General features: G+C 71.8%; 19 protein-coding genes. 11 read left to right on the top strand and 8 right to left on the bottom strand.

Annotated elements, in window-relative coordinates:
* Nucleotides 1-19: 19 nt before the first annotated feature.
* Entirely contained in the window at nt 20-946 is a 927-nt protein-coding gene (locus tag RNL97_RS06250) for a DUF4231 domain-containing protein (protein ID WP_243313629.1), read from the bottom strand.
* 619 nt (nt 947-1,565) lie between these two features.
* Between RNL97_RS06250 and fxsA the strand changes: the two genes are divergently transcribed.
* The 4 genes from fxsA (at nt 1,566) to fxsT (ending at nt 9,440) form a co-directional block, all read left to right on the top strand.
* On the top strand, nt 1,566-1,730 hold the full coding sequence (fxsA, locus tag RNL97_RS06245) for an FxSxx-COOH cyclophane-containing RiPP peptide (protein ID WP_010056998.1): 165 nt from the start codon (nt 1,566-1,568) through the stop codon (nt 1,728-1,730).
* A gap of 30 nt (nt 1,731-1,760) precedes the next feature.
* Entirely contained in the window at nt 1,761-4,094 is a 2,334-nt protein-coding gene (fxsBH, locus tag RNL97_RS06240; protein ID WP_313750460.1) for a radical SAM/SPASM protein FxsBH, inactivated beta-hydroxylase extension form, read from the top strand.
* A gap of 73 nt (nt 4,095-4,167) precedes the next feature.
* Nucleotides 4,168-5,508 carry an FxsC protein gene (gene fsxC / locus RNL97_RS06235; protein WP_158709154.1) on the top strand — a complete coding sequence of 447 codons (1,341 nt, stop codon included), beginning with the start codon at nt 4,168-4,170 and terminating at the stop codon, nt 5,506-5,508.
* On the top strand, nt 5,505-9,440 hold the full coding sequence (gene fxsT, locus RNL97_RS06230) for an FxSxx-COOH system tetratricopeptide repeat protein (RefSeq protein WP_030590283.1): 3,936 nt from the start codon (nt 5,505-5,507) through the stop codon (nt 9,438-9,440). Before fsxC ends, fxsT begins: the two co-directional genes overlap by 4 nt.
* Before the next feature lie 50 nt (nt 9,441-9,490).
* Here fxsT and RNL97_RS06225 read toward each other — a convergent pair whose 3' ends face one another.
* Complete coding sequence (locus RNL97_RS06225) at nt 9,491-10,378, bottom strand: alpha/beta fold hydrolase (protein WP_030590280.1); 888 nt, start codon at nt 10,376-10,378, stop codon at nt 9,491-9,493.
* Nucleotides 10,379-10,825: 447 nt separating this feature from the next.
* Between RNL97_RS06225 and RNL97_RS06220 the strand changes: the two genes are divergently transcribed.
* Nucleotides 10,826-11,911, top strand: a complete 1,086-nt coding sequence (locus RNL97_RS06220) for a S1 family peptidase (protein WP_030590277.1) — start codon at nt 10,826-10,828, stop codon at nt 11,909-11,911.
* Between the two features lie 79 nt (nt 11,912-11,990).
* On the opposite strand, the gene RNL97_RS06215 is transcribed toward RNL97_RS06220, so the two are convergent.
* Complete coding sequence (locus RNL97_RS06215; RefSeq protein ID WP_030590274.1) at nt 11,991-12,488, bottom strand: phospholipase; 498 nt, start codon at nt 12,486-12,488, stop codon at nt 11,991-11,993.
* Between the two features lie 364 nt (nt 12,489-12,852).
* Here RNL97_RS06215 and RNL97_RS06210 point away from each other — a divergent pair, with 364 nt between their 5' ends.
* Nucleotides 12,853-13,743: an esterase/lipase family protein gene (locus RNL97_RS06210; protein WP_313750459.1), complete on the top strand. Its 891-nt coding sequence runs from the start codon at nt 12,853-12,855 to the stop codon at nt 13,741-13,743.
* A 126-nt stretch (nt 13,744-13,869) separates the two neighbouring features.
* Here the strand turns inward: RNL97_RS06210 and RNL97_RS06205 are convergent, their stop codons facing one another.
* Together RNL97_RS06205 and RNL97_RS06200 are read right to left on the bottom strand one after the other, a co-directional pair.
* Nucleotides 13,870-14,910 (bottom strand): lytic polysaccharide monooxygenase auxiliary activity family 9 protein, encoded by a 1,041-nt coding sequence (locus RNL97_RS06205; RefSeq protein WP_313750458.1) that lies wholly within the window; start codon nt 14,908-14,910, stop codon nt 13,870-13,872.
* Nucleotides 14,911-15,119: 209 nt separating this feature from the next.
* A complete protein-coding gene (locus RNL97_RS06200) occupies nt 15,120-15,773 on the bottom strand; it encodes a response regulator (RefSeq protein WP_234313486.1) in 654 nt (217 codons plus the stop codon).
* Between the two features lie 148 nt (nt 15,774-15,921).
* Here RNL97_RS06200 and RNL97_RS06195 point away from each other — a divergent pair, with 148 nt between their 5' ends.
* Genes RNL97_RS06195 through RNL97_RS06180 form a run of 4 tightly spaced genes read left to right on the top strand, consistent with a single transcriptional unit; the run spans nt 15,922 to nt 20,508 of the window.
* Nucleotides 15,922-16,905: a Bug family tripartite tricarboxylate transporter substrate binding protein gene (locus tag RNL97_RS06195; RefSeq protein ID WP_030590261.1), complete on the top strand. Its 984-nt coding sequence runs from the start codon at nt 15,922-15,924 to the stop codon at nt 16,903-16,905.
* Complete coding sequence (locus tag RNL97_RS06190) at nt 16,902-17,468, top strand: tripartite tricarboxylate transporter TctB family protein (RefSeq protein WP_030590259.1); 567 nt, start codon at nt 16,902-16,904, stop codon at nt 17,466-17,468. Before RNL97_RS06195 ends, RNL97_RS06190 begins: the two co-directional genes overlap by 4 nt.
* A gap of 3 nt (nt 17,469-17,471) precedes the next feature.
* Entirely contained in the window at nt 17,472-19,001 is a 1,530-nt protein-coding gene (locus RNL97_RS06185; RefSeq protein ID WP_030590257.1) for a tripartite tricarboxylate transporter permease, read from the top strand.
* 13 nt (nt 19,002-19,014) lie between these two features.
* A complete protein-coding gene (locus RNL97_RS06180) occupies nt 19,015-20,508 on the top strand; it encodes a trifunctional class I SAM-dependent methyltransferase/NUDIX hydrolase/VOC family protein (protein ID WP_078652141.1) in 1,494 nt (497 codons plus the stop codon).
* A 139-nt stretch (nt 20,509-20,647) separates the two neighbouring features.
* Here the strand turns inward: RNL97_RS06180 and RNL97_RS06175 are convergent, their stop codons facing one another.
* Together RNL97_RS06175 and RNL97_RS06170 are read right to left on the bottom strand one after the other, a co-directional pair.
* Nucleotides 20,648-21,157: a ribonuclease FAU-1 family protein gene (locus tag RNL97_RS06175; RefSeq protein ID WP_030590249.1), complete on the bottom strand. Its 510-nt coding sequence runs from the start codon at nt 21,155-21,157 to the stop codon at nt 20,648-20,650.
* Nucleotides 21,141-22,058: a GNAT family N-acetyltransferase gene (locus RNL97_RS06170; protein ID WP_243313621.1), complete on the bottom strand. Its 918-nt coding sequence runs from the start codon at nt 22,056-22,058 to the stop codon at nt 21,141-21,143. Before RNL97_RS06170 ends, RNL97_RS06175 begins: the two co-directional genes overlap by 17 nt.
* 70 nt (nt 22,059-22,128) lie before the next feature.
* Between RNL97_RS06170 and RNL97_RS06165 the strand changes: the two genes are divergently transcribed.
* Nucleotides 22,129-22,503, top strand: a complete 375-nt coding sequence (locus RNL97_RS06165) for a GntR family transcriptional regulator (RefSeq protein ID WP_030590243.1) — start codon at nt 22,129-22,131, stop codon at nt 22,501-22,503.
* Nucleotides 22,504-22,533: 30 nt separating this feature from the next.
* Here RNL97_RS06165 and RNL97_RS06160 read toward each other — a convergent pair whose 3' ends face one another.
* Nucleotides 22,534-23,628 carry a DUF5925 domain-containing protein gene (locus tag RNL97_RS06160; protein WP_030590240.1) on the bottom strand — a complete coding sequence of 365 codons (1,095 nt, stop codon included), beginning with the start codon at nt 23,626-23,628 and terminating at the stop codon, nt 22,534-22,536.
* Between the last annotated feature and the right edge of the window lie 211 nt (nt 23,629-23,839).

The raw sequence follows: 23,839 nt of genomic DNA, 5'->3' as shown, positions 1-23,839 counted from the left end.
GCCGGGGTGGGGAAGAGGGTCACACCCGGTGTCTGACCAGCCAGTCGGTGTGCTCGGGCGAGACGATCCGCTCGGTCTCGAACACCGCCGTCGGCCAGTGCCGTTCGGTGAGGGTGGTCTCCATGGCGGCCTGCATCGACTCCAGGTCCTGTTCCACCAGCGAGTGCGCCGAGATCAGCGGATGGTGCCGGCGCATCTCGTTCCAGGCGAGACAGGCCGCCGCCGCCGCGGACAGGGCCCCCGTTAGACCGAACGACCGGCCCACCCCGAAGGTCTGCAGTACGCTCAGCGCCAGCGCAGGGAGCGTCAGCGCGACAATGGCGCCCGACCACATGAGCGCCCCGCGCCGGGAGGCCTGCTGACGTCGGCGGTACCAACGGCGCTGTTCGATGAGCCGGTCCCGTACATACGTCTCCTTGCGGACCGTGTACGCCTTGTTCCGCAACGCGCGCATGGACTCCGTGATGAGTCCGCCGGAATCCGGCATTTCCTCGCGCGGATCGGCCCAGCCCACCTTCCGCAGCTCCTGGAGTCCGTCCTCCAGCCGATTGGCGAACAGCGCCTCCGGATGCTCGGACGCGCTGTCGAACGGGGCGCCGTGCACCGCGTAGCGCCAGCAGTTCGATTTGATGAACTCCGCTGCGGATCGGTTGAGTTGCCAATGCGACTTTGCTTTGCGCTGGGAGGCGAGGAAGGTCGTGAAGAGCACGCCCAGATAGGCCAGCACCGCCGCGCCGTACAGCGCCCGGGCCGCGGGCCCGTCGTCGGTGTGCCAGGGCAGCGCCGCGGGTACCGTGCCGGCCACGAGCAGCGCCAGCTGCACCCGTGTGGTGTTCACGGCCTCGCGCTGGCGGGCCACGGCGACCGCGTCCGTGTGATGGAACAGGTCCGGCAGGTCGTCGTTCCTGAAGACCATGGATCTCAGCGGCTCGGGCAACGCCGTCATGGTCGCCTCCGTCTGCAGTTGTCGTATGACCCGGCCGGCCGTCACGCCTGACCCGCCCGGGGCCACGAGAGTAGGTGGGAGGGAGGGGCCGGGCAAGAGCGTCCCGGCCCCTCCGAGGGCCGCCGCGACGGGGTTCGGCCACTTCCGCGCGGGGTGCGCGGAGAGGGCCGAGCCGCTCCCTGTCCGGGCCCGGGGCGGCGTGGGGAGGTCATGACCGCCGCGCGCACGGCGACCGCCCCGGAGCGGAACCGGTGAACGAGTGAATTACCGCCCCCGCCAGGGCGTCCGGGCGGCCGTGGCGGCCGCGTCGCGGTTCGCGCGACCGCCCCCTGCCCGGGCGGGCTCCGGACCCGTCCGCAAGCCTCCCACCTGCGAAAGCCGGCGGCGCGGAAGCAGGCTCTCCCGTCCGGAGGTCCCGCCGCCCGTGCCCCGCTCACCCAGGAGGCCGAACGCAAGGCATGTTTCGACTTTCGAAACACTGGAGTGAAGGCTGTTCCGCCGGCATGTGGAGGGGCCTCGGCGGTAGTAAAGTGCGCGTGCCGGACCGTGTGATGACGCGGAATCCGGCAGCATTTCAATGTCCGGAAACAGACCCCCTCAGGATCCCCCTAGGACGGCCGTGAAGACCTACGGAACCACCCCCGACTTCGCCCCTGCGAAGACCCGCGCAACCCTCGCGGCGACCGACGTCCGCAGCGCCGACGCCGTCACGAAGATCAACCGCGTATGCGGTGCGACCACGGCCCGGTCCACCCGGATCTCCACGTTCAATTCCGCTCTCTGAGCAGGCGTCAGAACTGGCTAGAATGGCGGAATGACAGGACCCCTGGTCCCCTTCCGCGAATTCGTTCTCAAAGTGCACAGCAGGTGCGATCTCGCCTGCGACCACTGCTACGTCTATGAACATGCAGATCAGAGCTGGCTGACCCGACCGAAAGCCATCTCCGACGAGGCGATTTCCTGGACAGCCCGGCGTCTGGCCGAGCATGCGACCATTCATGCGCTTCCCTCCGTCACAGTGATCCTGCACGGCGGGGAACCGCTCCTGGCAGGGCCCGCGCGACTGCGCCGGGTCTGCGAGGAGCTCGGCTCGGCCCTGAACGGCATCGCTGAGCTGGACCTCAGGATCCACACCAACGGCGTCCAGCTCAGCCCCCGTTACCTCGACCTCTTCGACGAGTTCCACGTCCGCGTCGGGATCTCGCTCGACGGCGACCGCGCCGCCAACGACCGCCACCGCCGGTACGCCGACGGACGCAGCAGCCACCCGATGGTGCTGCGAGCGGTCGGCCTGCTCCGCGAGGAGCGCTACCGCCATCTGGACCTCGGTCTGCTCTGCACGGTCGACATCCACAACGACCCGGTGGCCGTGCACGACGCCCTCGCCGCGCTCGAACCCCCGCTCGTCGACTTCCTGCTGCCGCACGCCACCTGGGACGACCCACCGCCGCGGCCGGACGGATCGCCCACCGCGTACGCCGCGTGGCTCCTGACGGTCTTCGACCGCTGGACGGAACAGGGCCGCCCCATGCCCGTCCGGATGTTCGCCTCGGTGCTCTCCAGTCTGAGCGGCGGCCCCAGCCTCACCGAGTCCCTGGGCCTCGCCCCCACCGACCTCGTCGTCATCGAGACCGACGGGAAGCTGGAACAGGTCGACTCGCTCAAGAGCGCCTACGAGGGCGCCGCCGCCACCGGGTTCGACGTCTTCCGCAACACCTTCGACGAGGTCGCCGCCCACCCCGGCGTCCGGGCCCGCCAGCTCGGTCTGGCCGGCGTCAGCGAGACCTGCCGCCGCTGTCCGGTCGTACGCTCGTGCGGCGGCGGGCTCTACACCCACCGGTACCGCTCCGACGACGCCTCCGGCGGCGGCTTCGACCACCCGTCCGTGTACAGCGACGACCTGGCCGCCCTCATCCGGGGTATCGAGGAGCGTACGGCCGCCGCCATCGCATCACCCGCCGTCCGGTCGCCGGACGCCCTGCTCACCGCCCACCAGGACCTGACCCGGACCCTGCTCGCCGTGCTCCACGACACCCTCGACGGCCGGGGCGGAGCGCTCTGGGACGACGCCTGGCGGCTCGCGGCGGCCGTCGAGGCGGACGCCACCGGCGCCGACGCGCTCGACACGGTTCTCGCGCACCCCTACACCCGCACCTGGCTGGTCGACGCCCTGGCGGACGTCGACGCCGGCCGAGGGCTCACGGAACCCGCCGCCGAACGGCTCGCCGCGACCGTGGCCGCCGCGGCCGTCCGCGCCCGGCTCGACCTGCCCGTCCCCGTGGCGTACCGCGACGGAAGCCTCCACCTGCCCACCCTCGGCACCGTGCTCCTCGGCGGGCCGGGGAAGCGGGGGACGGCCGTCGTGCACTCCGGGGACGGCGGGTTCCTCGTCCGGGAGACGCAGGCCACGCCCGGCACCGGACGGCGCATCGCACCCGACGAGCCCGAAGGACCGCACTGGCTGCCCGTGCGCGTCCTGCGGCGGGCACCGGCCCCCGCCGTCCTCCTGGACGACCTCGACCCCCTCCGCGACTGCTTCGACGCTCCCGCGGCCGACCGCCTCGCGGCAAAGGACGCCGAAGCCTGGGCGCACCGGATCGCCGAGGCCTGGTCGCTGCTGGCCGACGCCGTACCGGACCAGGCCGCCGAGGCCGCCCGTACGCTCACCACGATCACGCCGCTGTCCACCGGGGCGGCCGCACCGGGGCGCCACGGACCCGGCGCACTCGGCACCGGGCCGGTGACCGGCGCGGACGAGCTGGCACTCGGCCTGCTCAGCGGATTCCGCCGGGCGAAACTGCGCGCGCTCGGTGAAGTGACGGATCTTTACGCCCTGGACGGTACCTGGGACCATCGAACGCCTTGGGGGAGCGAACACGTGCCGTTCTCCCGACTGCTGGCCGAGACGTTCGAACGCGCGGGGCTCGGGCTTTACGATCCGCGCTTCCTCACGGGTGTTCCGGAAGCACTCGACATGATCGAAAACGCGGCGGAGGTGACGGTCGACGGGAAACAGCTGATCGCCGCTGTCCGCAAGGAGATCAGCGGAACGCGGAGTGCGGCCGGAAAGAATCGCGGCAGGATCCTCTCGCCGTCCGGTCCGTTAGCGAACGTCCTGGCCTCTGACCGGAAAGTGACGTTCGAATGACCGAACGGGAGGGGCTGGAATGCGGCCCGCTCCGGAATGATGAGTTCGCTTGCACTCCCTTCCTCCTTCTGGGATGCGAGTGCTCATACAGGACGGGGGTCGTGTGCACGCATCGACGCAACAGCGAGCGGTGGGCCATCGGCCGTATTTCTTTCTGAGTTACGCCCACACGCCCGGGTACGGCGCCGGAACGGACCCCGATATGTGGGTCGAACGGCTTTTCCAGGATCTCTGCGGCCATGTGATGGCCATGACCGACTTACCCGCCGGCGCCCCCGCGGGCTTCATGGACCGGGAGATACGCTCCGGCGAGGGCTGGTCGGAACGGCTCGGCGACGTCCTCGCCACCTGCCGGGTCTTCGTTCCGCTGTTCTCGCCGCGCTACTTCGCCAGCGAGATGTGCGGCAAGGAGTGGTACGCCTTCGAACAGCGGGCCATCCACCACCGGGCCCGCTCCAACCAGCCGGCCGAGGCCATCGTCCCCGCGCTCTGGGTGCCGGTGCCACCGAGCCAACTGCCCGGCTCAGCCGAGCGGTTGCAGTTCAACCACCGCGACTTCGGCGAACGGTACGTCAGCGACGGCCTCTACGGTCTGATCAAGCTCAGACTCTTCGCCGAGGAGTACGAACGGGCCGTCTACGAGCTGGCCAAACGCATCGTCAGCGTCGCCGACTCGGTCCGTATCGACACCGGCCGCCCCGTCGACTACCGCCTCGCCCCCAGCGCCTTCGGCTCCCCCAGCAGCGGAGTCGGCGCACCCCGGCCGATGCAGATCACCATCGCCGCGCCCACCCGCCACGATCTGCCCGAGGGGCGCAACAGCGACCACTACGGCGACCATCCCCAGGACTGGAACCCGTACTACCCCGCCTCCGCCCGGCCGCTGGCCTATGTGGCCGAGGAGCTGGTCCGCTCGCTCAACTACCAGGCCGTCATCACCTCGTTCGACGAGGACCGGCACGACGGCAAGGCGCCGCCCAGCACCCCCGAGATCCTGCTCGTCGACCGCTGGGCCCTGAAGGACGCGGACCACTGCCGCAGGCTCGCCGCCTTCGACGCGGAGAACCGGCCCTGGGTGACCATGGTCGTCCCGTGGAGCCGTGACGACCACCAGAGCAGAGCGGCGGAGACGGAGCTCACCGAGAAGCTCGAAGCGGTCATGCCGGTCAAGATGGGCCAGGGCCGGGCCCTCTGCCGAGCCGCCGCGAAAGGAGTGCCCACGATGGAGGCGTTCGGCCAACTCCTGCCCCAGGTGGTCGAGGTGGCAGCCCAGCAGTATCTGAAGCACGCGAAGGCCTACCCGCCCGGATCCGGCGGCGGATCCGGCGAGCGGACCCGGCTCACCGGCCCCATGGGCTACACGAGCTACATACCCGACCCGCACGACCCTGCGACGGAAGCGGAGGACCTATGAGTGCCGGTCGTGACGGGCGCATCGTCACCTTCTACTCGTACAAGGGCGGTACCGGGCGCACCATGGCGCTCGCCAACACCGCCTGGATCCTCGCGGCCAACGGCAAGCGGGTGCTGGCCGTCGACTGGGACCTGGAAGCCCCCGGACTCCACCGCTTCTTCCACCCCTTCCTCGACCCGGCCACCCTCGGCGCCACCACCGGCGTGATCGACCTGATCACCGAGTACGCCTGGGCCGCGACCAGCCCCGCCCAGCGCGCCGAGGACTGGCACCGCGACTACGCCCGCATCCAGCCGCACGCCGTGTCGCTGACCCCGGAGTCGCTGGGCTGGGAGTTCCCGCAGGGCGGCACGCTCGACTTCGTCTCCGCCGGACGGCAGAACCGCGAGTACAGCGCCACCGTCTCCACCTTCGACTGGGACAACTTCTACGACCGGTTCGGCGGCGGCCACTTCTTCGACGCCCTGCGCGACGACATGAAGGCCAACTACGACTACGTCCTCATCGACAGCCGGACCGGCCTCAGCGACATCGCCGACATCTGCACCGTCCACCTCCCGGACGTGCTCGTCGACTGCTTCACCCTCAGCGACCAGTCCATCGACGGCGCGGCCTCCGTCGCCCGCCAGATCGCCGAGCGCAACACCGGCCGCCCGATCGCCCTCTACCCCGTACCGATGCGGATCGACGAGGGGGAGAAGGAGAAGGCGGACGCCGGACGGGCGCTGGCCCGGCTCAAGTTCGACCGGCTGCCGCGCGATCTGTCCGGCGACGAACTCACCGCCTACTGGGGGGCGGTGGAGATCCCGTACCGGCCCTACTACGCCTACGAGGAGACCCTCGCCACCTTCGGCGACGAGGCCGGGCTCACCAACTCCCTGCTCTCCGCCTTCGAACGGCTCACCGCGGTCATCACCGACCGGGAGATCACGTCGATGCCCCCGATCGGGGAAGAGGTCCGGCTGCGGATCCGTGACGCCTTCACCCGGCGCAGGCCCGCCCTGCCCGCCGATCTCCACCTCAGCTATGTGGCGGAGAACCGGATGTGGGCCGACTGGCTCGAATCGATCCTCACCCGGGCCGGGTTCCGCGTCGTTCCGCGCGATGTCTCCGCCGAACGCCCGCCCGAGGAGCCGGCCGGCACCACCGCCGAGAACGCCGCCCGCACCGTCGTCCTGCTCTCCAGCGCGTATCTGAAGTCCCAGCGCGCTGTCGAGCTGTGGGAACGGGCCTCCGCCGAGGCCGTGGGCAGCGGCCGCCGCCGCCTTGTCCCGCTGCGGGTCGGGGACGTACGCCTCACCTCCCCGTACATCGACCGCAACCCGGTCGACCTCTTCAGGCTGGACGAGGTGCACGCCACCACCGCCGTGATGCGGGCCCTGGACCGCCCGGTGCAGGTGGCCGACGGGGTCTCGCCCGGGCCCCGCTTCCCCGGCACCGTGCCGAGGATCTGGAACGCGCCGCCGCGCAACCCCGGCTTCACCGGCCGCTCGCTCGTCCTGGAGCGGATGCGCGACCAGCTCGGCGGCGGCCTGGCCGTCGTCCTGCCGCAGCCGCAGACCCTGTACGGACTCGGCGGCGTCGGCAAGACCCAGGTGGCCCTGGAGTACGTGCACCGCTTCATGGCCGACTACGACCTGGTGTGGTGGATATCGTCCGAGCAGCCCGACGACGTCGTCGCCTCGCTCGCCGAACTCGCCGGCCGGCTCGGCGCCCAGGGCGGCGACGACATGGCGGCGGCCTCCCAGGAGGCCGTCGACCTGCTGCGGCGCGGGGTGCCCTCCGACCGCTGGCTGCTGGTCTTCGACAACGCCGACGACCCCGAGCAGCTGCGCCGGTACTTCCCGCAAGGAGGCTCCGGCCACATCCTGGTGACCTCCCGCAACCAGAGCTGGTCCCAGCACGGTGACGCGCTGCCCGTGGACGTCTTCCTGCGCGAGGAGTCGATCGAACACCTCCAGCGCCGGGCCCCGGGGCTCAGCGACGAGGACGCCGCCCAGGTGGCGACCGCGGTGGGCGACCTGCCGCTCGCCGTGGAGCAGGCGGCCGCCTGGATCGCGGAGACCGCCACCCCCATCGGCGCCTATCTCGAACAGCTCGCCCGGCAGGCGCCCCAGGTCCTCGCGCTCAACCAGCCGGCCGGCTACCCGGAACCGGTCGCCGCGACCTGGAACATCTCCATCGCCCGGCTCAAGGAGCGCTCGCCCGCCGCCGTGCGGCTGCTCCAGCTCTGCGCCTTCTTCGCCCCCGAGCCGATCTCCGCGAACCTCCTCTACAGCAAGGAGATGATCGACGCGCTGAAGCCGTACGACTCCTCGCTCCAGGAGAAGCTGGTGCTGGGCCGGGTCATCCGGGAGGTCGGCCGCTTCGCCCTGGCCAAGGTCGACCAGGTCTCGAACTCCATCCAGGTGCACCGCCTCGTCCAGGCCGTGATCAAGGCCCAGCTCAGCGAGGAGGAGCAGCGCGAGGCCCGGCATGTCGTCCACCGCATCCTCGCCGGGGCCCGGCCCGACGACGACGAGCCGATAGACAACCCGGAGACCTGGCCGCGCTTCGCCACGATCTGGCCGCACCTCGGCCCCTCCGACGCCCGCAACTGCAAGGAGCCGGAGACCCGCAGACTCCTGATCGACCGGGTCCGCTACCTCTGGAAGCGCGGCGACATCAGGACCGCGTGGGCGCTGGGCGAGGATCTGCGCGAGCTCTGGCGCGAGGAGCTCGGCGAGCGCGATCTCCAGTACCTCTACCTCCGCTTCCACCTCTCCAACATCCTGCGCACACGCGGGCGTTACGTGGAGGCGAAGGAATTGGACGAGGTCACCCTGGAGCGGCAGCGGGAGGTGCTGGGACCCGAGCACCCGCACACGTACATGACCACCAGCAGCCTGGCCATCGACCTCGGACTGCTCGGGGACTACGCGCGGGCGATCGAGATGGCGACCGAGGCCCACGAGGGGTTCGGGCAGATCTTCCACGACTCCCACCCCCGGACCCTGGCCGCCGCCAACAACCTGGCCCTGAACCTGCGCAGCGTCGGCCAGTACGCCCGTGCCCGGGAGATCGACCAGGACGTCTACGACCTGCGCACCCAGGTGCTCGGACCGGACCACCCCTACAGCCTGTCCTCCGCCATGAACCTGGCGCGCGACCTGCGGGAGGTCGGCCGGTACGACGACTCGGTGGGGCTGCTGAGCACGACGTACAACAGCTTCAAGGAGACGATGGGCCGGACCTTCCCGACCACGCTCAGCGCCGCGAAGAGCCTCGCGGTCTCGCTGCGCAGGGCGGGCCGGCTGGAGGACGCGCGCCGTCTCACGGTGGCGACCCGCGCCCGCTACCGGGCGAAGTACACCATCGCCAACCCCGAGTCGCTGGCCTGCGACCTCAACCTCGCGGCGGACCTGTTCGCCGCGGGGGAGAGCGCCGAGGCGCTGGACACCGCGCAGGAGGTCGTCGACCAGTACATGAAGGTGCCGGGGGAGAAGCACCCGTACACCCTGGCGGCGCAGAACAACCTCGGCGTCTATCTGACGGGCGTCGGGGAGTCGGAGGCGGCGGAGCGGGTGCTGAAGCAGGTCGTCGCCGCCATGCGGGAGGCGTTCGGCCGGGAGCACCCCAACACCCTGTTCTGCGTGATGAACCTGGCCAGCGCGACGGCCGACCGGGGCGAGCTGGACATCGTGCTGGAGACCGAGCAGCGGCTCTCCGGGCAGTTGCGCGAAGCGCTCGGGTCGCACCATCCGGAGACCCTGGCCATGACCTCGAACATGGCGGTCACGCTCGACGCGATGGGCCGGGAGGACGAGGCGGCGCAGTTGCGGTCGGAGATCGTCGTGGAGCTGTCGCGCCAGCTCGGCGACGACCATCCGCTGGTCCGGATCGCCCGCACCGAGGAGCGGTTCCGGCGGGAGCTGGAGCCCATGCCGGTCTGATCCGCACGGCCGCCGGGAGGCGCGTCCTCCCGGCGGCGCGGCGGCCGGGGTCAGTTCCCGCCGCAGTGCTCCCGCTCGTCCAGCAGCCAGTCGAGGACGCGGGGGAGCATGGGGAACGCGTCGAAGTGGGCCGCCCTCGGCTCCAGTACGGCGGTGGCGCCCGGGATCTGACCGGCCAGCCAGCGGGAGTGGCCGACCGGGGCGAAGACGTCCTGCACCCCGTGCCAGAGCAGCACCTCGCCGGTGATCCGGGCCGGATCGAACCCCCAGGGGCGGCAGAACGCGATGGCGTCGTCGATCCAGCCGTACGCCGAATGCCGCAGCCCCTCGCTGAAGTTGCGCAGCAGCATGGACCGGATGCCCGCGTCGTTGACGACCAGCCGGTCGGAGTCGGTGAGCTCCCGGCGCAGATCGTCCAGCAGCCGGACCGGGTCCCGCCGGATCTGCGCCGAGCGGACGATGAAGGAGCGCGCCAGGGACTCCGGGTCGTCGGCCGCCGTGGAGTACGCCAGCACATTGGAGGCGGTCATCCCGTCGAACCAGTCGAGACCGGCCGCGTCCCGGGGCGCGAGACTGACCAGGGCCGCGGTCCGGGTGACCCGTTCCGGCATCAGGGCCGCGCAGGCCAGGGCGTGCGGTGCCCCGCCGGAGCGGCCCACCACGGCGAAGCGGTCGAGCCCCAGGGCGTCGGCGATGGCGCGGACGTCCTCGACGACGTCGCTGATCCGCCGGCCCTCGTGCCGGTCGCTGCCGCCGTAGCCCGGGCGGTCGTAGGCGATCAGCTGCGTATGGCGCTGGTAGAGGACCATGCCGCGGGGAGCGGGGCCGAGCCTGCTGCCCGGGGTGCCGTGGAGGAGGAAGACCGGTCTTCCCCGTGGGTCGCCCATCCGCTCGACCATCAGATGCCGCCCGTCCGCCGCGAGCACCCGATTGCGCACCCGTGCCTCCCTCGCTCGGTCACCCGGTCACCCGGCGGGCCCGGACCCGATGTGCTCCGGTGCCTGCCGCCGTTTCGATGATGACCCATCAGGGGCGTTACGGGGACCGTTCGTCCACGGGGAACTGTGAAGGTCCTGGGAGGCCGTCGGCGGACGATTCCCGCCGCCATCCGGACGGACCGCACCATCATCCGGACCGCAGGGGCGAATATCGGACAGGACTAGTCCTCACCCTGGGGCCGCCGACGGTTGCACCGGGTGTTTGCGAAGGGAACCGACAAGGCATGACCGTGGGTAAGTGAACGACCCGAGGGCGAAGCGTCGGTGTCGTGTGCACGTCCGGAAGTCGGCCTTGTGTGCGTTTCCCGGCCTCGGAATAGTGGGCGCCCCATCCTCCGTGTACGGGCACCCCACATGCTCCGTGCACGGCCCCACAGGAGGTCGAAGTTGAAGCATCGACGCATATCCAGGAAGCGCGCGACGCTCGCCGGCTCGGCCGTCGTCGCCCTGGTCGCAGCGGGATTCACGTTCCAGTCCGCGAACGCCAGTGACGATGTGCCGCAGTTCGCGGCCAAGACCCTCAGCGCGGGCGCGGCCGGAAAGCTGGCCGACACCCTGGGCCGTGATCTGGGTGCGGACGCGGCGGGCTCGTACTACGACACCACGGCGAAGGCCCTCGTCGTGAACGTCGTCGACGAGGCCGACGCCGAGCAGGTCCGCCAGGCGGGCGCCAAGGCCAGAATCGTGGAGAACTCCCTCGCCGAGCTGAAGTCCGCCCGCCAGACCCTCACCGACAGGGCGACGATCCCGGGTACCTCCTGGGCGGTCGACCCGGTGACGAACAAGGTGCGGGTCACCGCCGACAGCACGGTCGACGGCGCGGCCTGGAAGAAGCTCTCGGCCGTGGTCGACGGCCTCGGCGGCAAGGCCGAACTCACCAAGACCAAGGGTGAGTTCCAGCCGCTGATCGCGGGCGGCGACGCGATCTGGGGCTCCGGCTCCCGCTGCTCGCTCGGCTTCAACGTGGTCAAGGACGGCGAACCGTACTTCCTGACCGCCGGCCACTGCACCGAGTCGGTCACCAGCTGGTCGGACTCCCAGGGCGGCGCGGAGATCGGGGCGAACGAGGGCTCCAGCTTCCCGGAGAACGACTACGGCCTGGTCAAGTACACCTCGGACATCGAGCACCCGAGCGAGGTGAACCTCTACGACGGCTCCACCCAGGCGATCACCCAGGCCGGTGACGCGACGGTCGGCCAGGCGGTCACCCGCAGCGGCTCCACCACCCAGGTGCACGACGGCGAGGTCACCGGGCTGGACGCCACGGTCAACTACGGCAACGGCGACATCGTCAACGGCCTCATCGAGACGACGGTCTGCGCCGAGCCGGGCGACTCCGGCGGCGCCCTCTTCGCGGGCGACACCGCGCTCGGTCTGACCTCGGGCGGCAGCGGCGACTGCTCCGCGGGCGGTACGACCTTCTTCCAGCCGGTACCGGAGGCGCTGGCCGCCTACGGTGCCGAGATCGGCTGACGCACCACCGTACGACGGCAGCGAGGAAGGGCCCCCGGTTCGCCGGGGGCCCTTCCCCTATGCGCTGACGCGGTGGGGCTCAGGCGGCCCGGGGCAGATTGCGGGCGCCCGCGTCCGCCGGGGAGACGCCGAAGACCTTCACGGCCTGGTAGTAGGTCCAGGCCGTGCTGTTGCACGAGGTCTTCGTGGCGCCCGAGTAGCCGGCGCACACGCGCTTGAGGTCCTCGTAGAAGGCGGAGTCGATCCGGGCCTTGTGGGCGGAGAACGTGCCCGCGGCCTTGTAGTTCCGGTACCCGAAGTCGTGGCGGGCGCAGGACTTCTGGAACGGGAAGCCGAAGGGGTTGTCGGGGGAACTGCTGCAGTAGTCCGTCGACCAGTCGAAGCCGTACGCGGCCCAGGCGCCCTGGTTGTTGCGGGCCGCGCTCCAGGCGTTGTGGCTGGAGGCGCTCGTCTGGGTCCAGGAGCTGAGCACCTGGGGCTTGTCGGCGGGGGCGGCCGACGCGGAGACGGCGGAGCCCAGGGCGAGGGGGAGCGACAGGGCGACGGCGGCGAGCGGAACCGTGAAGCGACGACGCATGGACGACCTCCGTGGGGGTGAATGGAGTTGCTCCTGAGGTGCTCCTCGCCGGGTGGTGCGAGGAAGCAGGAGCAGCATGTCGTCATGAACGCGTCATGCCTAGATGTCGAGCCGAGCGGACATCGGGAATTGTCTCTCCGGCACCGGGAGTTGGGGTGTACGCCGGTCGGGGCCACCGCCGGGGCCCTGGCCGCGGCCGACCGCGGTACGTGATCCCGCCCGGGGCCGCACCAGTTTTTACCGACGCGTAACTTCCCTGGCCGACTTACTCGTGCGTAATTTGGCATGAGCACACACAGCTTGTGGTCCGGGCCACAGGGCGCACCGCCATCGCACCTCCCTTGAGCCGCAAGGAGACCACACGATGCTGCCCTGGATCCGTGCTGCGCGCGTCCCCCGCACGCGCAGTCTGCTCGCCGCCCTGCTCCTCGCCCTCACCGTTCTCGTCGCCCCCACGACGGCCGCGAGCGCGGCACCGGCCGCCGAAGCGGCCACGACGCGAGGGTGGAACGACTACTCCTGCAAGCCTTCCGCCGCTCATCCCCGTCCCGTCGTCCTGGTCCACGGAACGTTCGGGAACTCGATCGACAACTGGCTGGGCCTGGCCCCCTACCTGGTCAACCGGGGATACTGCGTCTTCTCCCTCGACTACGGCCAGCTGCCGGGCGTGCCGTTCTTCCACGGCCTCGGACCTGTCGACAGGTCCGCCGAACAGCTCGACGTCTTCGTCGACGAGGTGCTCGCCGCCACCGGAGCCCCGAAGGCCGACATCGTCGGCCACTCCCAGGGCGGCATGATGCCCAACTACTACCTGAAGTTCCTCGGCGGCGCCGCCGAGGTCAACGCCCTCGTCGGCATCGCCCCGAGCAATCACGGCACCAGTCTGCTCGGCCTCACCAAGCTGCTGCCGTACTTCCCCGGCGTGGAGAGGTTCATCAGCGACAAGACCCCCGGACTCGCCGACCAGGTCGCGGGGTCGCCCTTCATCACCAAGCTCACGGCGGGCGGCGACACCGTTCCCGGCGTCCGCTACACCGTCATCGCGACCATGTACGACCAGGTCGTGACCCCGTACCGCACGCAGTACCTGGACGGGCCGAACGTACGCAACGTGCTGCTCCAGGACCTGTGCCCGCTCGACCTCTCCGAGCACGTCGCGGTCGGGACCGTCGACCGCATCGCCTTCCACGAGGTGGCCAACGCCCTCGACCCGGCACGCGCCACCCCGACCACCTGCGCCTCGGTCGTCGGCTGACCCACCGCACGACAACGGGCCGGGGTCCGCCGTCCGAGGGTACGGACGGCGGACCCCGGCCCGTCATGGCCTGCCGCGCCCGACGTCCCGGAGGGACGCGGCAGGGGTACGGAGGGGGCGCTGCGGTCAGCGGCTGTGGCGCCCCGTCGCGGCGGCGGCCCGCCGGCGCTGCGAGGCGAACAGCACGGCCGCACCGGCGGCGAGCACTCCGGCGCCCCCGATCGCCAGGTAGGTGCTGCTGCTGGAGCCACCGGTCTCGGCCAGCACCTCGTCCTTGCTCGCGGTGTTGACCTCGGGGGCATTGCCCTCGGCCTTCGTCTCCGGGGCGGCCGGAGCGGCGGCGGTGACCTTCGCCCCGGTGTCCGCGTCGTCGTCACCGTGGCCGTTGTGCTCGACGGAGGACTTCTCGGCGCCGTCGGTGATCGCCTCCTCGGACGGCGCGGAGGGAGCCGGTGCCGGAGCCCCGGCGCCGGCGTCACCACCGGACCCCTGCTCACCCTCTTCCTGCTCCGCCGGTCCGCCGTCCGCCGACCCGCCGCCGAACGTCACGTCGGAGCAGGCGTAGAACGCCTCGGGGGAGTCGGAACGCTGCCAGATCGTGTAGATCAGCTGCCGCCCGGAGCGCTCGGGGATCGTCCCGTCGAAGACGTACGAACCGTTCTCCAGCACCGGGTCGGTGACCTCGGCGAAGGGCTTCGCCTCCAGGTCCGACCAGGCCAGCGGCTTCGTGGCGTCATAACCGGGCTTGGTCAGGTACAGCTCGAACGACCCCTTGTGCGGGGCCGTCGCACGGAACCGGAAGGTGTGCTTGCCCGCCGACAACGCGGTGGCCGGCCAGTCGGCGCGCGGGAGGTCGAGGCCCTTGAACTTGTCGTTGGCCGCGCTGCAGAGCTTGCCGTCCGGGATCAGATCGCGGTGCTTGCCCGCCGCGTTGGCGATGTTGACCCCGTTCCAGTCGTACAGCGCCTGCGTACCCCCCGCCGCGACCGCCGCCTGGCACGCCGCCGACTTCGGACTCTCCGGCCCCTCCGCGAAGCACGCCGACACCCGGCTCACCGGGTCGGTCAGCGAACCGTGCGCGACGGCGGGCGCGGCGGCCAGCCCGGCCAGCGCGAGCGGTGCGAATCCGAGGGCGAGGACGCCGGCTGCCTTGCGACGAGCTGTCATGGATGGATCTCCTTCGGTACGGCACTGCTGTCGGGGGGTGGCGATCAGCAAGCTAGCCGCTCGGAAGGGCGAAAACCCCTGCTGGGAGGGGGTGGGGGCGATCCTTATGGTCCCGTTAAGGAGCGGTTAGGGGAGGGCTCAGGAACACGGCCGGGCCCCGCCCCGGGGCGCCTCGGGCGGGTGCCCCGTCAGCGGCGCCCCGCGACCCCTCACGCCCTCCAGCGGTAGCGCCGCTCCGGCCGCCCCGTCCCCCCGTAGCGCAGCGTCACCTCCGCGCGGCCCGTTCCGGCGAACCACTCCAGGTAGCGGCGCGCGCTCACCCGGGACAGGGCTCCCGCCTCGGCGCACTCCGTTGCCGACAGGCCCCCGGGGTGGTCGCGCAGGGTGCGTTCCACCAGGTCGGCCGTGGGGGCGGCCAGGCCCTTCGGCAGCTCGCGGGAGCCGGGTGGGCGGGTGCCGAAGATCTGGTCGACGTCCTCCTGGCGGGCCTCTCCCAGCTCGTCCAGGCGGGTCCGCAGCGAGGCGACATGGCGCAACTGCTCCTGGAGGGCGGAGCGGTTGAACGGCTTGATGAGGTAGTGCAGCGCCCCGGCCCGCAGCGCCGCCCGGATCACCCCCGCGTCCCGGGCCGCCGTGATGAACAGGGCGTCCGTGCTGGGGCGCGAGGCGTCCCGCTCCTCCGCCGTGCGCAGGGCCCGCAGGACGTCGATCCCGTCCATGTCGGGCAGGTAGATGTCGAGCAGCACCAGATCGGGGTGCAGCCGCTCGGCGGCCCGCAGGGCATCGGCGCCGTTGTGCGCCACCCCGACCACCGTGAAACCGTCCATCGCGGACACATAGCGGCCGTGCAGCTTCGCGACCATGAAGTCGTCGTCCACCACCAGCACAGTTGTCACGCCGCCACGCTAGGCCGCGACCTCAATGACCACAACGTCCGTTGATACCGGAAGAGAGACAGCTTCTTAACGCGCAGGCAACATGTGGGCCACTTCACAGCGAAAGGCGGAACCTGTGCGACTGCGCACTCTCCTCGCTCTGTTCGGGGCCGCACTGCTCGTGGTGGTGGGGCCACCCCTGCTCTCCACGGACGACGGCTCCGAGACCGGCACCCAGATCCCCGGGCTCCGCTTCATGGTCCCCAACACCCCCGGCGGCGGTTACGACATCACCGCCCGCACCATGGCCAAGAACGCCGAGGACGCCGGACTCACCCACAACATCGAGGTGTTCAACCTGCCGGGCGCCGGCGGAACGGTCGGCCTGACCCGGCTCGTCGGCGAACACGGCAACGGCAAGCTCGCGCTCTCCATGGGCCTCGGCGTCGTCGGTGCCGTCCACACCAACAAGTCCCCGAGCACCCTCGCCGACACCACCCCGATCGCCCGGCTCACCGAGGAGCCGGACATCGTCGTCGTCGCGAAGAACTCCCCGTACCGCACCATGGCCGACCTCCTCGCCGCCTGGAAGAAGGACCCGGCCAGTGTCCCGGTCGGCGGCGGCTCCTCGCCCGGCGGCCCGGACCACCTCGCACCGATGCTCATGGCGCAGGCCGCGGGAATCGCGCCGAAGACGGTCAACTACGTGCCGTTCGACGGCGGCGGCGAACTCCTCGCCTCCATCCTCGGTGACAAGGTCGGCTTCGGGGTCTCCGGCCTCGGCGAGTACCGCGACCAGATCGAGGCGGGCGAGCTGCGGCTGCTCGCCGTGACCGGCCCGAAGCGGGTGCCGGGCCTCGACGCCCCCACCCTGCGCGAAGCCGGACTCGACACCGAGTTCACCAACTGGCGCGGCATCGTCGCCCCGCCCGGCCTCTCGGACACCGAACGCGACAAGCTCACCGGTCTCGTCCGCGAGCTCCACGCCTCGAAGGAGTGGAAGGAGTCGATGAAGACGAACGGCTGGGACGACGCCTTCCTCGCCGGTGAACCCTTCGGCGACTTCCTCGACGAGCAGGACCGGCGCGTCGCCACCGTCCTCAAGGAGCTGGGACTGTGACCACCCGACCCACCGAACCCACCGGACCCGTCGAACCCATCGGACCCGCAGCGGCGAGCGGCGGCGGTGCCCGCGCCTGGCTGCGCGAACACTCCGAACTCGGCGTCTGCGTCCTGCTGTTCGCGCTCGGCGCGCTCGTGCTCACCGACGCCCTCACCATGAGCGTCGACATCGCCCAGCGCGGTCCCATCGGCCCCCGCACCGTCCCCTTCGTCGTCGGCGCAGGGCTCCTGCTGGTCGGGGCCCTGCTCGCCCTCGACGTCCTGCGCGGCGGACGCGGCGAGGCCGAGGGCGGCGAGGACGTCGACCTCGACGAACCCGCCGACCGGCGCACCGTCCTCCTGCTCACCGGAGTCTTCCTCGCCGCCGCGGTCCTGATCGGCCCGCTCGGCTTCCCGATCGCCGGGGCGCTGCTCTTCTGGGGGGCGGCCTACGCCCTCGGCAGCCGCCACCACGACCGCGATCCGCTCATCGCGGCCGGGCTCTCCCTCTTCACCTACTTCGTCTTCGACAACCTGCTCGGTGTCCCCCTTCCGGGCGGCCCGCTGATGGGGGTGCTCTGACCGATGGATTCCCTCAACTCCCTCATCGACGGCTTCGCTACCGCGCTCACTCCGATGAACCTGCTGTGGGCCGCGACAGGCGTCCTGCTCGGCACGGCGATCGGCGTGCTCCCCGGCATCGGCCCGGCGATGGCCGTGGCGCTGCTGCTCCCGGTGACGTACGGTCTCGACCCGACCGGCGCGTTCATCATGTTCGCGGGCATCTACTACGGGGCGATGTTCGGCGGGTCCACCACCTCGATCCTCCTCAACACCCCCGGTGAGAGTGCCGCCGTGGTCGCCGCGATCGAGGGCAACCCGATGGCGAAGGGCGGGCGCGGCGCCCAGGCGCTCGCCGCCGCCGCGATCGGTCACTTCGCGGGCGGCATGATCGGCACGATCCTGCTGGTCGTCCTCGCCCCGACCGTGGCGTCCCTCGCCATCGGCATCGGCGCACCCGACTACTTCGCCATCATGGTGCTGGCCTTCATCGCCGTCACCTCCGTCCTCGGCGCCTCCCGCATCCGCGGCATCGCCTCCCTCCTCGTCGGCCTCACCATCGGTTTGGTCGGCCTCGACCAGATGACCGGCCAGCAGCGCCTGACCTTCGGCTCCCTCCACCTGGCCGACGGCGTCGACGTGGTGATCGTCGCGGTCGGGCTCTTCGCCATCGGCGAGGCCCTCTGGGTCGCCGCCCACCTGCGCCGCTCCACCGGGAAGCCGATCCCCGTCGGCCGGCCCTGGCTCGGCCGGGCCGATCTGAAGCGCACCTGGAAACCCTGGCTGCGCGGGCCCGTCATCGGCTTCCCGTTCGGGGCGATCCCGGCGGGCGGCGCGGAGATCCCCACCTTCCTGAGCTACGTCACCGAGAAGCGGCTCTCCAAGCACCGCGACCAGTTCGGCAAGGGCGCCATCGAAGGCGTCGCCGGACCCGAGGCCGCCGCCTCCGCCTCAGCCGCCGGGACCCTCGTCTCGATGCTCACCCTCGGACTGCCCACCACCGCCGTCGCAGCCGTGATGCTGGCCGCCTTCCAGCAGTACGGAATCCAGCCGGGGCCGCTGCTGTTCGAGCGTGAACCGGAGCTGGTCTGGGGCCTCATCGCCTCGCTGTTCGTCGGCATGGTGCTGCTGCTCGCCCTCAACCTGCCGCTCGCGCCCGTCTGGGCGAAGCTCCTGCGGATCCCGCGCCCCTACCTCTACGCGGGCATCCTCTTCTTCGCCGCCGTCGGCGCGTACGCGGTCGGCGGCGAATCCCTCGACCTGGTGATCCTCCTGGTCATCGGTCTGATCGGATTCGGGATGCGACGGTACGGGCTGCCGGTGCTGCCCGCCGTCATCGGGGTGATCCTCGGCCCGGCCGCCGAACAGCAGCTGCGCCGCGCGCTCCAGATCAGCGACGGCAGCGTGACCGGCCTGGTCAACACCCCCTTCTCCGTCACCGTCTACGCGATCGTGGTGCTGATCGTGGCCTGGCCGCTGATCGGCCGGCTGATCGTACGGCTGCGCGGTGGGCGGAAAACGGCAGAGGAGTCCCGCACCGTCAGCGGCGGCTGAGAGCATCGGAGCCATGACCACGATCGACTGGGACGCGGCGGCCGGATCCTTCGACGAGGAGCCCGACCACGGGCTCCTCGACCCCGCGGTGCGCGACGCCTGGGCCGGGCGGCTGGAGAGCTGGCTGCCCGCCACCCGCGGCGATGTGCTGGACCTGGGATGCGGCACCGGAAGCCTCTCCCTGCTCGCCGCGGGCCAGGGCCACCGCGTCACCGCCGTCGACCGCTCGCCCCGCATGGCCGATCTGGCCCGGGCCAAGCTCGCCGGGACCGGTGCCGAGGTCCTCGTCGGTGACGCCGCCCGGCCCCCGGTCGGGGAGCGGGCGTTCGACGTGGTCGTGGCCCGGCACGTCGTCTGGCTGCTGCCCGACCCGGCGGCAGCCCTGGAGCACTGGTTCGGCCTGCTGAAGCCGGGCGGGCGGCTCGTCCTGGTCGAAGGGGTGTGGGGCGGCACCGGTCTGTCCGCCACCACGCTCACCGCCCTGCTCTCCGCCCACACCGAGCGCGTCCACCACGAGGACCTGGCCCCCGACAGCCGGCTCTGGGGCAGGAAGGTCGACGACGAACGCTACGCGCTCATCGCCCGCGCGATGCCGCCCCACCGGCACACCGAGGTCGTCGACGTCCATCTGATCCTGCGCCGGGGCCCGGACGTCCTGCTGGCGCGCCGCTCCAACACCGGCTATGCGGACGGACTGCTCCACATGCCCTCCGGCCACGCGGAGGACGGCGAGGACGTCCGCGAGGCGATGGTGAGGGAGGCCGCCGAGGAGATCGGCCTCGATCTGGACCCCGACGAGCTGCGGGTGGCCCTCGTGATGCAGCACCGGGGTCCCGGGGGCGGGGCGCGCATGGGCTGGTTCTTCGTCGCGGAGTACGACCCGGAGCGCCCGCCGCGCAACGCCGAGCCGGAGAAGTGCTCGGAGCTGGACTGGTTCCCGCTGGCCGCGCTGCCGGACGACATGGTGGCGTACTGCCGCGCGGGCCTGGACGGCTATCGGGCGGGCGGCCACTTCATGATCCACTGGCACCGGGACGGGGAGCCGATCGCGTACGTCCCGGGCGGCGTCGGCCGGGCGGTCCCGCTGCCCGCGGCCGGGGAGACGACCGGCCGGGTGCACCACATCGAGCTGTGGGTGGCGGACCTGGCGGCGGCGGAGCGCAGTTGGGGCTGGCTGCTGGGCCGCCTCGGCCATGTCCCGTACCAGCACTGGGCCCACGGCCGCAGCTGGCGGCGCGGCGACGCGTATGTCGTGCTGGAGCAGTCCCCGGACCTGGTCGCGGGTGCCCACGACCGGTGCCGCGCCGGGCTCAACCACCTGGCGTTCCACGTCGCGGACCGGGCCGCCCTGGACGCCCTGACGGCCGAGGCCCCGGCGTACGGCTGGCGCCTGCTGTTCCCCGACCGCCATCCGTACGCGGGCGGCGACGGGCACCACGCCGCCTATCTGGAGGACCCCGCGGGGTACGAGGTGGAGCTGGTCGCCGCCTCCCGGCCGCGTCCCTGAGCCGGGTGCCGCACGGGGAGCTCTCGCACCGCGCCTGACCTGGCCGGGCGGCCGCGGACCCGTACGGAGACCCGCCCCGCCCCTGCCCCCCGGCGGCGTTCCGTCGGCCTGGGCCGGGCTCGGGGCGGGGCAGGTCCGGTCAGATCAGGAGGGGGGCCAGCCCCTCGGACCTCGCCAGGCGTTCCAGCTCGTCCAGGGCCGAGGCCGCCGCACCGGCCGCCGCCTGGTCACGCTCCGCCAGGCCGCTCGCCTCGAACTCGTCCTCGTCCAGCCGCAGCACGGTCGCGCCGTCGGCCGAGACCCACAGGTCCAGGTCCAGGTCCTCGACCGCCAGCACCCCGTCCGCGAGCACGGCGGGCCGGGTGATGTCGCAGTACCAGCCCTTGAGCCCGCCGTCGCCGGTGCGGACCTCCTTCACCGCGAACCACCGGTCCCGCCAGTAGTGCTCGGTGAACACGTCGCCCGGCTCGAACCGGACGAAGCCGAAGTCCCGCACCCCGGGCGCGGCCCACGGCGCCCGCACGGTGAGGCGGACGCCGTCGTCCCGGACCAGCTCCGCCGGATAGCGGATCTTGGTGCGGCCCGCCTTGGCCAGGGCGACGACCAGCTCCTCCGGGCCGCCCGCGCGGGGCTCAGAGGGTGCGGACATGGCGGACCTCCGTCGCGCAGACCTGGTAGCCGAACCACTGGTTGACGGCCAGCATCGGGCCGTTGCCGGCGTCGTTGGAGGTGTAGGCGTCCGTGTAGCCGGCCGCCCGCGCCCGGTGCAGCGAGTCGTTCTTCGCCAGCTTCGCCAGGCCCCGCCCCCGGAACTCCCGCCGGGTGCCGGTCATGGAGCTCAGATACGTCCGTTCGCCGTCGGTGGTGGCCGCGCTGAACGCCGCCACCTTCCCGTCCACCAGCGCCACCGACGTGAGCCCCTGGTCGAAGGCCGGGTGCCGCCAGACGTTCGTCAGCCAGTCCTCGTAGTCGTCCAGCTCGCAGGCGATGTCGCCGGGCTCGTCCGCCGTCACCTCGGAGTCCGCCTCGAACAGCGCCCGGGGATCGTCGGCGAAGTCCGCCCCGGTCCGCAGCTCGACACCCGGCGGCAGCTCCCGACGCGGCGGCAGGGTGCCGCCCGCCAGGTCCAGTCGCTGGAAGTGGGCCGAGCGCTTGGGCTCGTAGCCCCGCTTACGTGCGAACTCCAGGCTCTCCGGGTTGTCCAGCACCCACGCGTAGAGCGCCGTGGCCCCGACCCCGGCCAGGTGCTCCTCCGCCGTGCGCAGCAGCAGCGACCCCGCGCCGCGGTTCGTGCGGCCGGGGAGCGTCTGCGGGGTGAAGTAGCCCTGCCCCGGCTCGGGGCTCTCGTGGGCGATGCCCGCCTGGGCCGTGGCGATGATCTCGCCGTCCTCCTCGGCGACCAGCAGCCGGTAGTGCTTGTCCGGATGGGCGTGCGTCAGGTCGTGGACGACCTGCTCGGGGGTGGCCACCATCCAGGGGACCGAGGCCCGGCGGGCCCGGGTCCAGGCCTGCGCGTCGGACGGGCGGAAATCACGCACGATCACAGTCATGCGGTGGACCGTATGCGCAGCCGCGCCCCGAACGCCTCCCCTTTTTCCGCCGGTGGGGGACAATCGGCCCGTGACTGAGAAGATCGTCCTCGACCCGGACTCGGGCATCGCCCCGTACGAGCAACTGCGCACCCGGCTCTCCGAACTGGCCCGTTCCGGTGCGCTCCCCGTCGGCCACCGGCTCCCGACCGTCCGCGGCTTCGCCGAGGAGCTGGGCCTCGCCGCCAACACCGTCGCCAAGGCCTACCGGGCCCTGGAGGCGGACGGCGTGATCGAGACCCGGGGGCGTAACGGCACCTTCGTCGCGGCTGCCGGGGGAGCGGCCGAACAGCGGGCCGCGACCGCCGCGCAGCAGTACGCCGAGACCGCCGAACGGCTCGGTCTCACCCGGCAGCAGGCCCTGTCGCTGGCCAAGGACGCGGTCCGCGCCGCGTTCGGCGACTGACCCCTCAGCCGCAATCCGAAGGAGCCGAGGTCAGAGGTACAGCCCCGCGTCCGCCCCCGTGTCCTGCTTCGGCACCGACGCGGGGCCGGTGCCCCGGCGCAGCGCGTACAGCTCGGCCAGGGAGTTGCCCTCCCGGCCCACCCCCTCGTCCGTGCCCAGCCAGGCCACCGACTCCTGGCGGGTGAGCGGGGCGACCTCGATCCTGGCCAGACAGCGGCCGGGCCGGACGACCGCCGGGTGCAGCCGCTCCAGGTCCTCGTTGGTGGTGACCCCGACCAGCACGTTGCGGCCCTGGCCCAGCAGACCGTCCGTCAGGTTCAGCAGCCGGGACAGGGCCTGGCCCGCCGTGTGCTTGGCCTCGCCGCGGATCAGCTCGTCGCAGTCCTCCAGGAGCAGCAGCCGCCACCGGCCCTTCTCCGTGCCGTCGTCCTCGCCGATCGCGATGTCCATCAGATACCCGACGTCGCTGAAGAGCCGCTCGGGGTCCAGCACGCAGTCGACCTGGCACCACTCGCGCCAGGAACGGGCCAGGGTGCGCAGCGCGGACGTCTTGCCGGTGCCGGGCGGGCCGTGCAGCAGGAGCAGCCGCCCCGCGATGTCGTCCGGGGTCACCTTCATCAGCCGGCCCATGGCATCGGCCACCGGCGCGGTGTAGTTGGGGCGGACCTCGTCCCAGCTCCCGGCGGCGATCCGGCGGGTGGTGCGGTGCGGGCCGCGGGTCGGCGAGACGTACCAGAAGCCCATGGTCACGTTGTCGGGCTGGGGTTCCGGCTCGTCCCGCGCCCCGTCCGTGGCCTGGCCGAGGATCTTCTCCGCCAGCTCCGCGCTGGTCGCGGTCACGGTGACGTCCGCGCCCCGGTTCCACCGGGAGGCCAGCAGGGTCCACCCCTCGCCCTCCGCCAGCGTCGAGCCGCGGTTGCCGTCGCGGGTGCTCCGCAACACCCGGGCGTCCGGCGGCAGCAGCGTGGCCCCGGCCTTGATCCGGTCGAGGGAGGAGCTGTGGGAGTACGGCTGCTCGCCCGTCGCGAAGCGGCCGAGGAAGAGCGCGTCGACGACGTCGGACGGTGAATCGCTGTCGTCGAGGGTGAGCCGGATCGGCAGTGCGGACGCGGGGGAGTCGGGCATGGCGCTCATGATCCGGCACGGGGGACCCCCGCGCACCCGGTTTCCCGGCGCGTGCCGGGCGCGCGGGCGGGCGACAAGGGGGTTTGGATGAGCGCCCGTTGAACCGCCGGGGGCGGACGGAAGCACTCCACTCAATTTTTGGCATGAACACTTCCGGTCGAGCCGGGGCGCTGCTACTACGGAGTAGGCAGATACCCCCTGCTCAAGGAGG

The sequence above is a fragment of the Streptomyces parvus genome (assembly GCF_032121415.1).
Classification (GTDB): Bacteria; Actinomycetota; Actinomycetes; order Streptomycetales; family Streptomycetaceae; genus Streptomyces; species Streptomyces globisporus_A.
This window is presented reverse-complemented; position numbering and strand designations above follow the sequence as displayed.

Coding starts and splice junctions, on each gene's coding strand:
- RNL97_RS06250 (WP_243313629.1), bottom strand. CDS start 946: ATGACGGCGTTGCCCGAGCCGCTGAGATCCATGGTCTTCAGGAACGAC.
- fxsBH (WP_313750460.1), top strand. CDS start 1,761: ATGACAGGACCCCTGGTCCCCTTCCGCGAATTCGTTCTCAAAGTGCAC.
- fsxC (WP_158709154.1), top strand. CDS start 4,168: ATGCGAGTGCTCATACAGGACGGGGGTCGTGTGCACGCATCGACGCAA.
- fxsT (WP_030590283.1), top strand. CDS start 5,505: ATGAGTGCCGGTCGTGACGGGCGCATCGTCACCTTCTACTCGTACAAG.
- RNL97_RS06215 (WP_030590274.1), bottom strand. CDS start 12,488: ATGCGTCGTCGCTTCACGGTTCCGCTCGCCGCCGTCGCCCTGTCGCTC.
- RNL97_RS06210 (WP_313750459.1), top strand. CDS start 12,853: ATGCTGCCCTGGATCCGTGCTGCGCGCGTCCCCCGCACGCGCAGTCTG.
- RNL97_RS06205 (WP_313750458.1), bottom strand. CDS start 14,910: ATGACAGCTCGTCGCAAGGCAGCCGGCGTCCTCGCCCTCGGATTCGCA.
- RNL97_RS06200 (WP_234313486.1), bottom strand. CDS start 15,773: ATGGTCGCGAAGCTGCACGGCCGCTATGTGTCCGCGATGGACGGTTTC.
- RNL97_RS06185 (WP_030590257.1), top strand. CDS start 17,472: ATGGATTCCCTCAACTCCCTCATCGACGGCTTCGCTACCGCGCTCACT.
- RNL97_RS06180 (WP_078652141.1), top strand. CDS start 19,015: ATGACCACGATCGACTGGGACGCGGCGGCCGGATCCTTCGACGAGGAG.
- RNL97_RS06175 (WP_030590249.1), bottom strand. CDS start 21,157: ATGTCCGCACCCTCTGAGCCCCGCGCGGGCGGCCCGGAGGAGCTGGTC.
- RNL97_RS06170 (WP_243313621.1), bottom strand. CDS start 22,058: ATGACTGTGATCGTGCGTGATTTCCGCCCGTCCGACGCGCAGGCCTGG.
- RNL97_RS06160 (WP_030590240.1), bottom strand. CDS start 23,628: ATGCCCGACTCCCCCGCGTCCGCACTGCCGATCCGGCTCACCCTCGAC.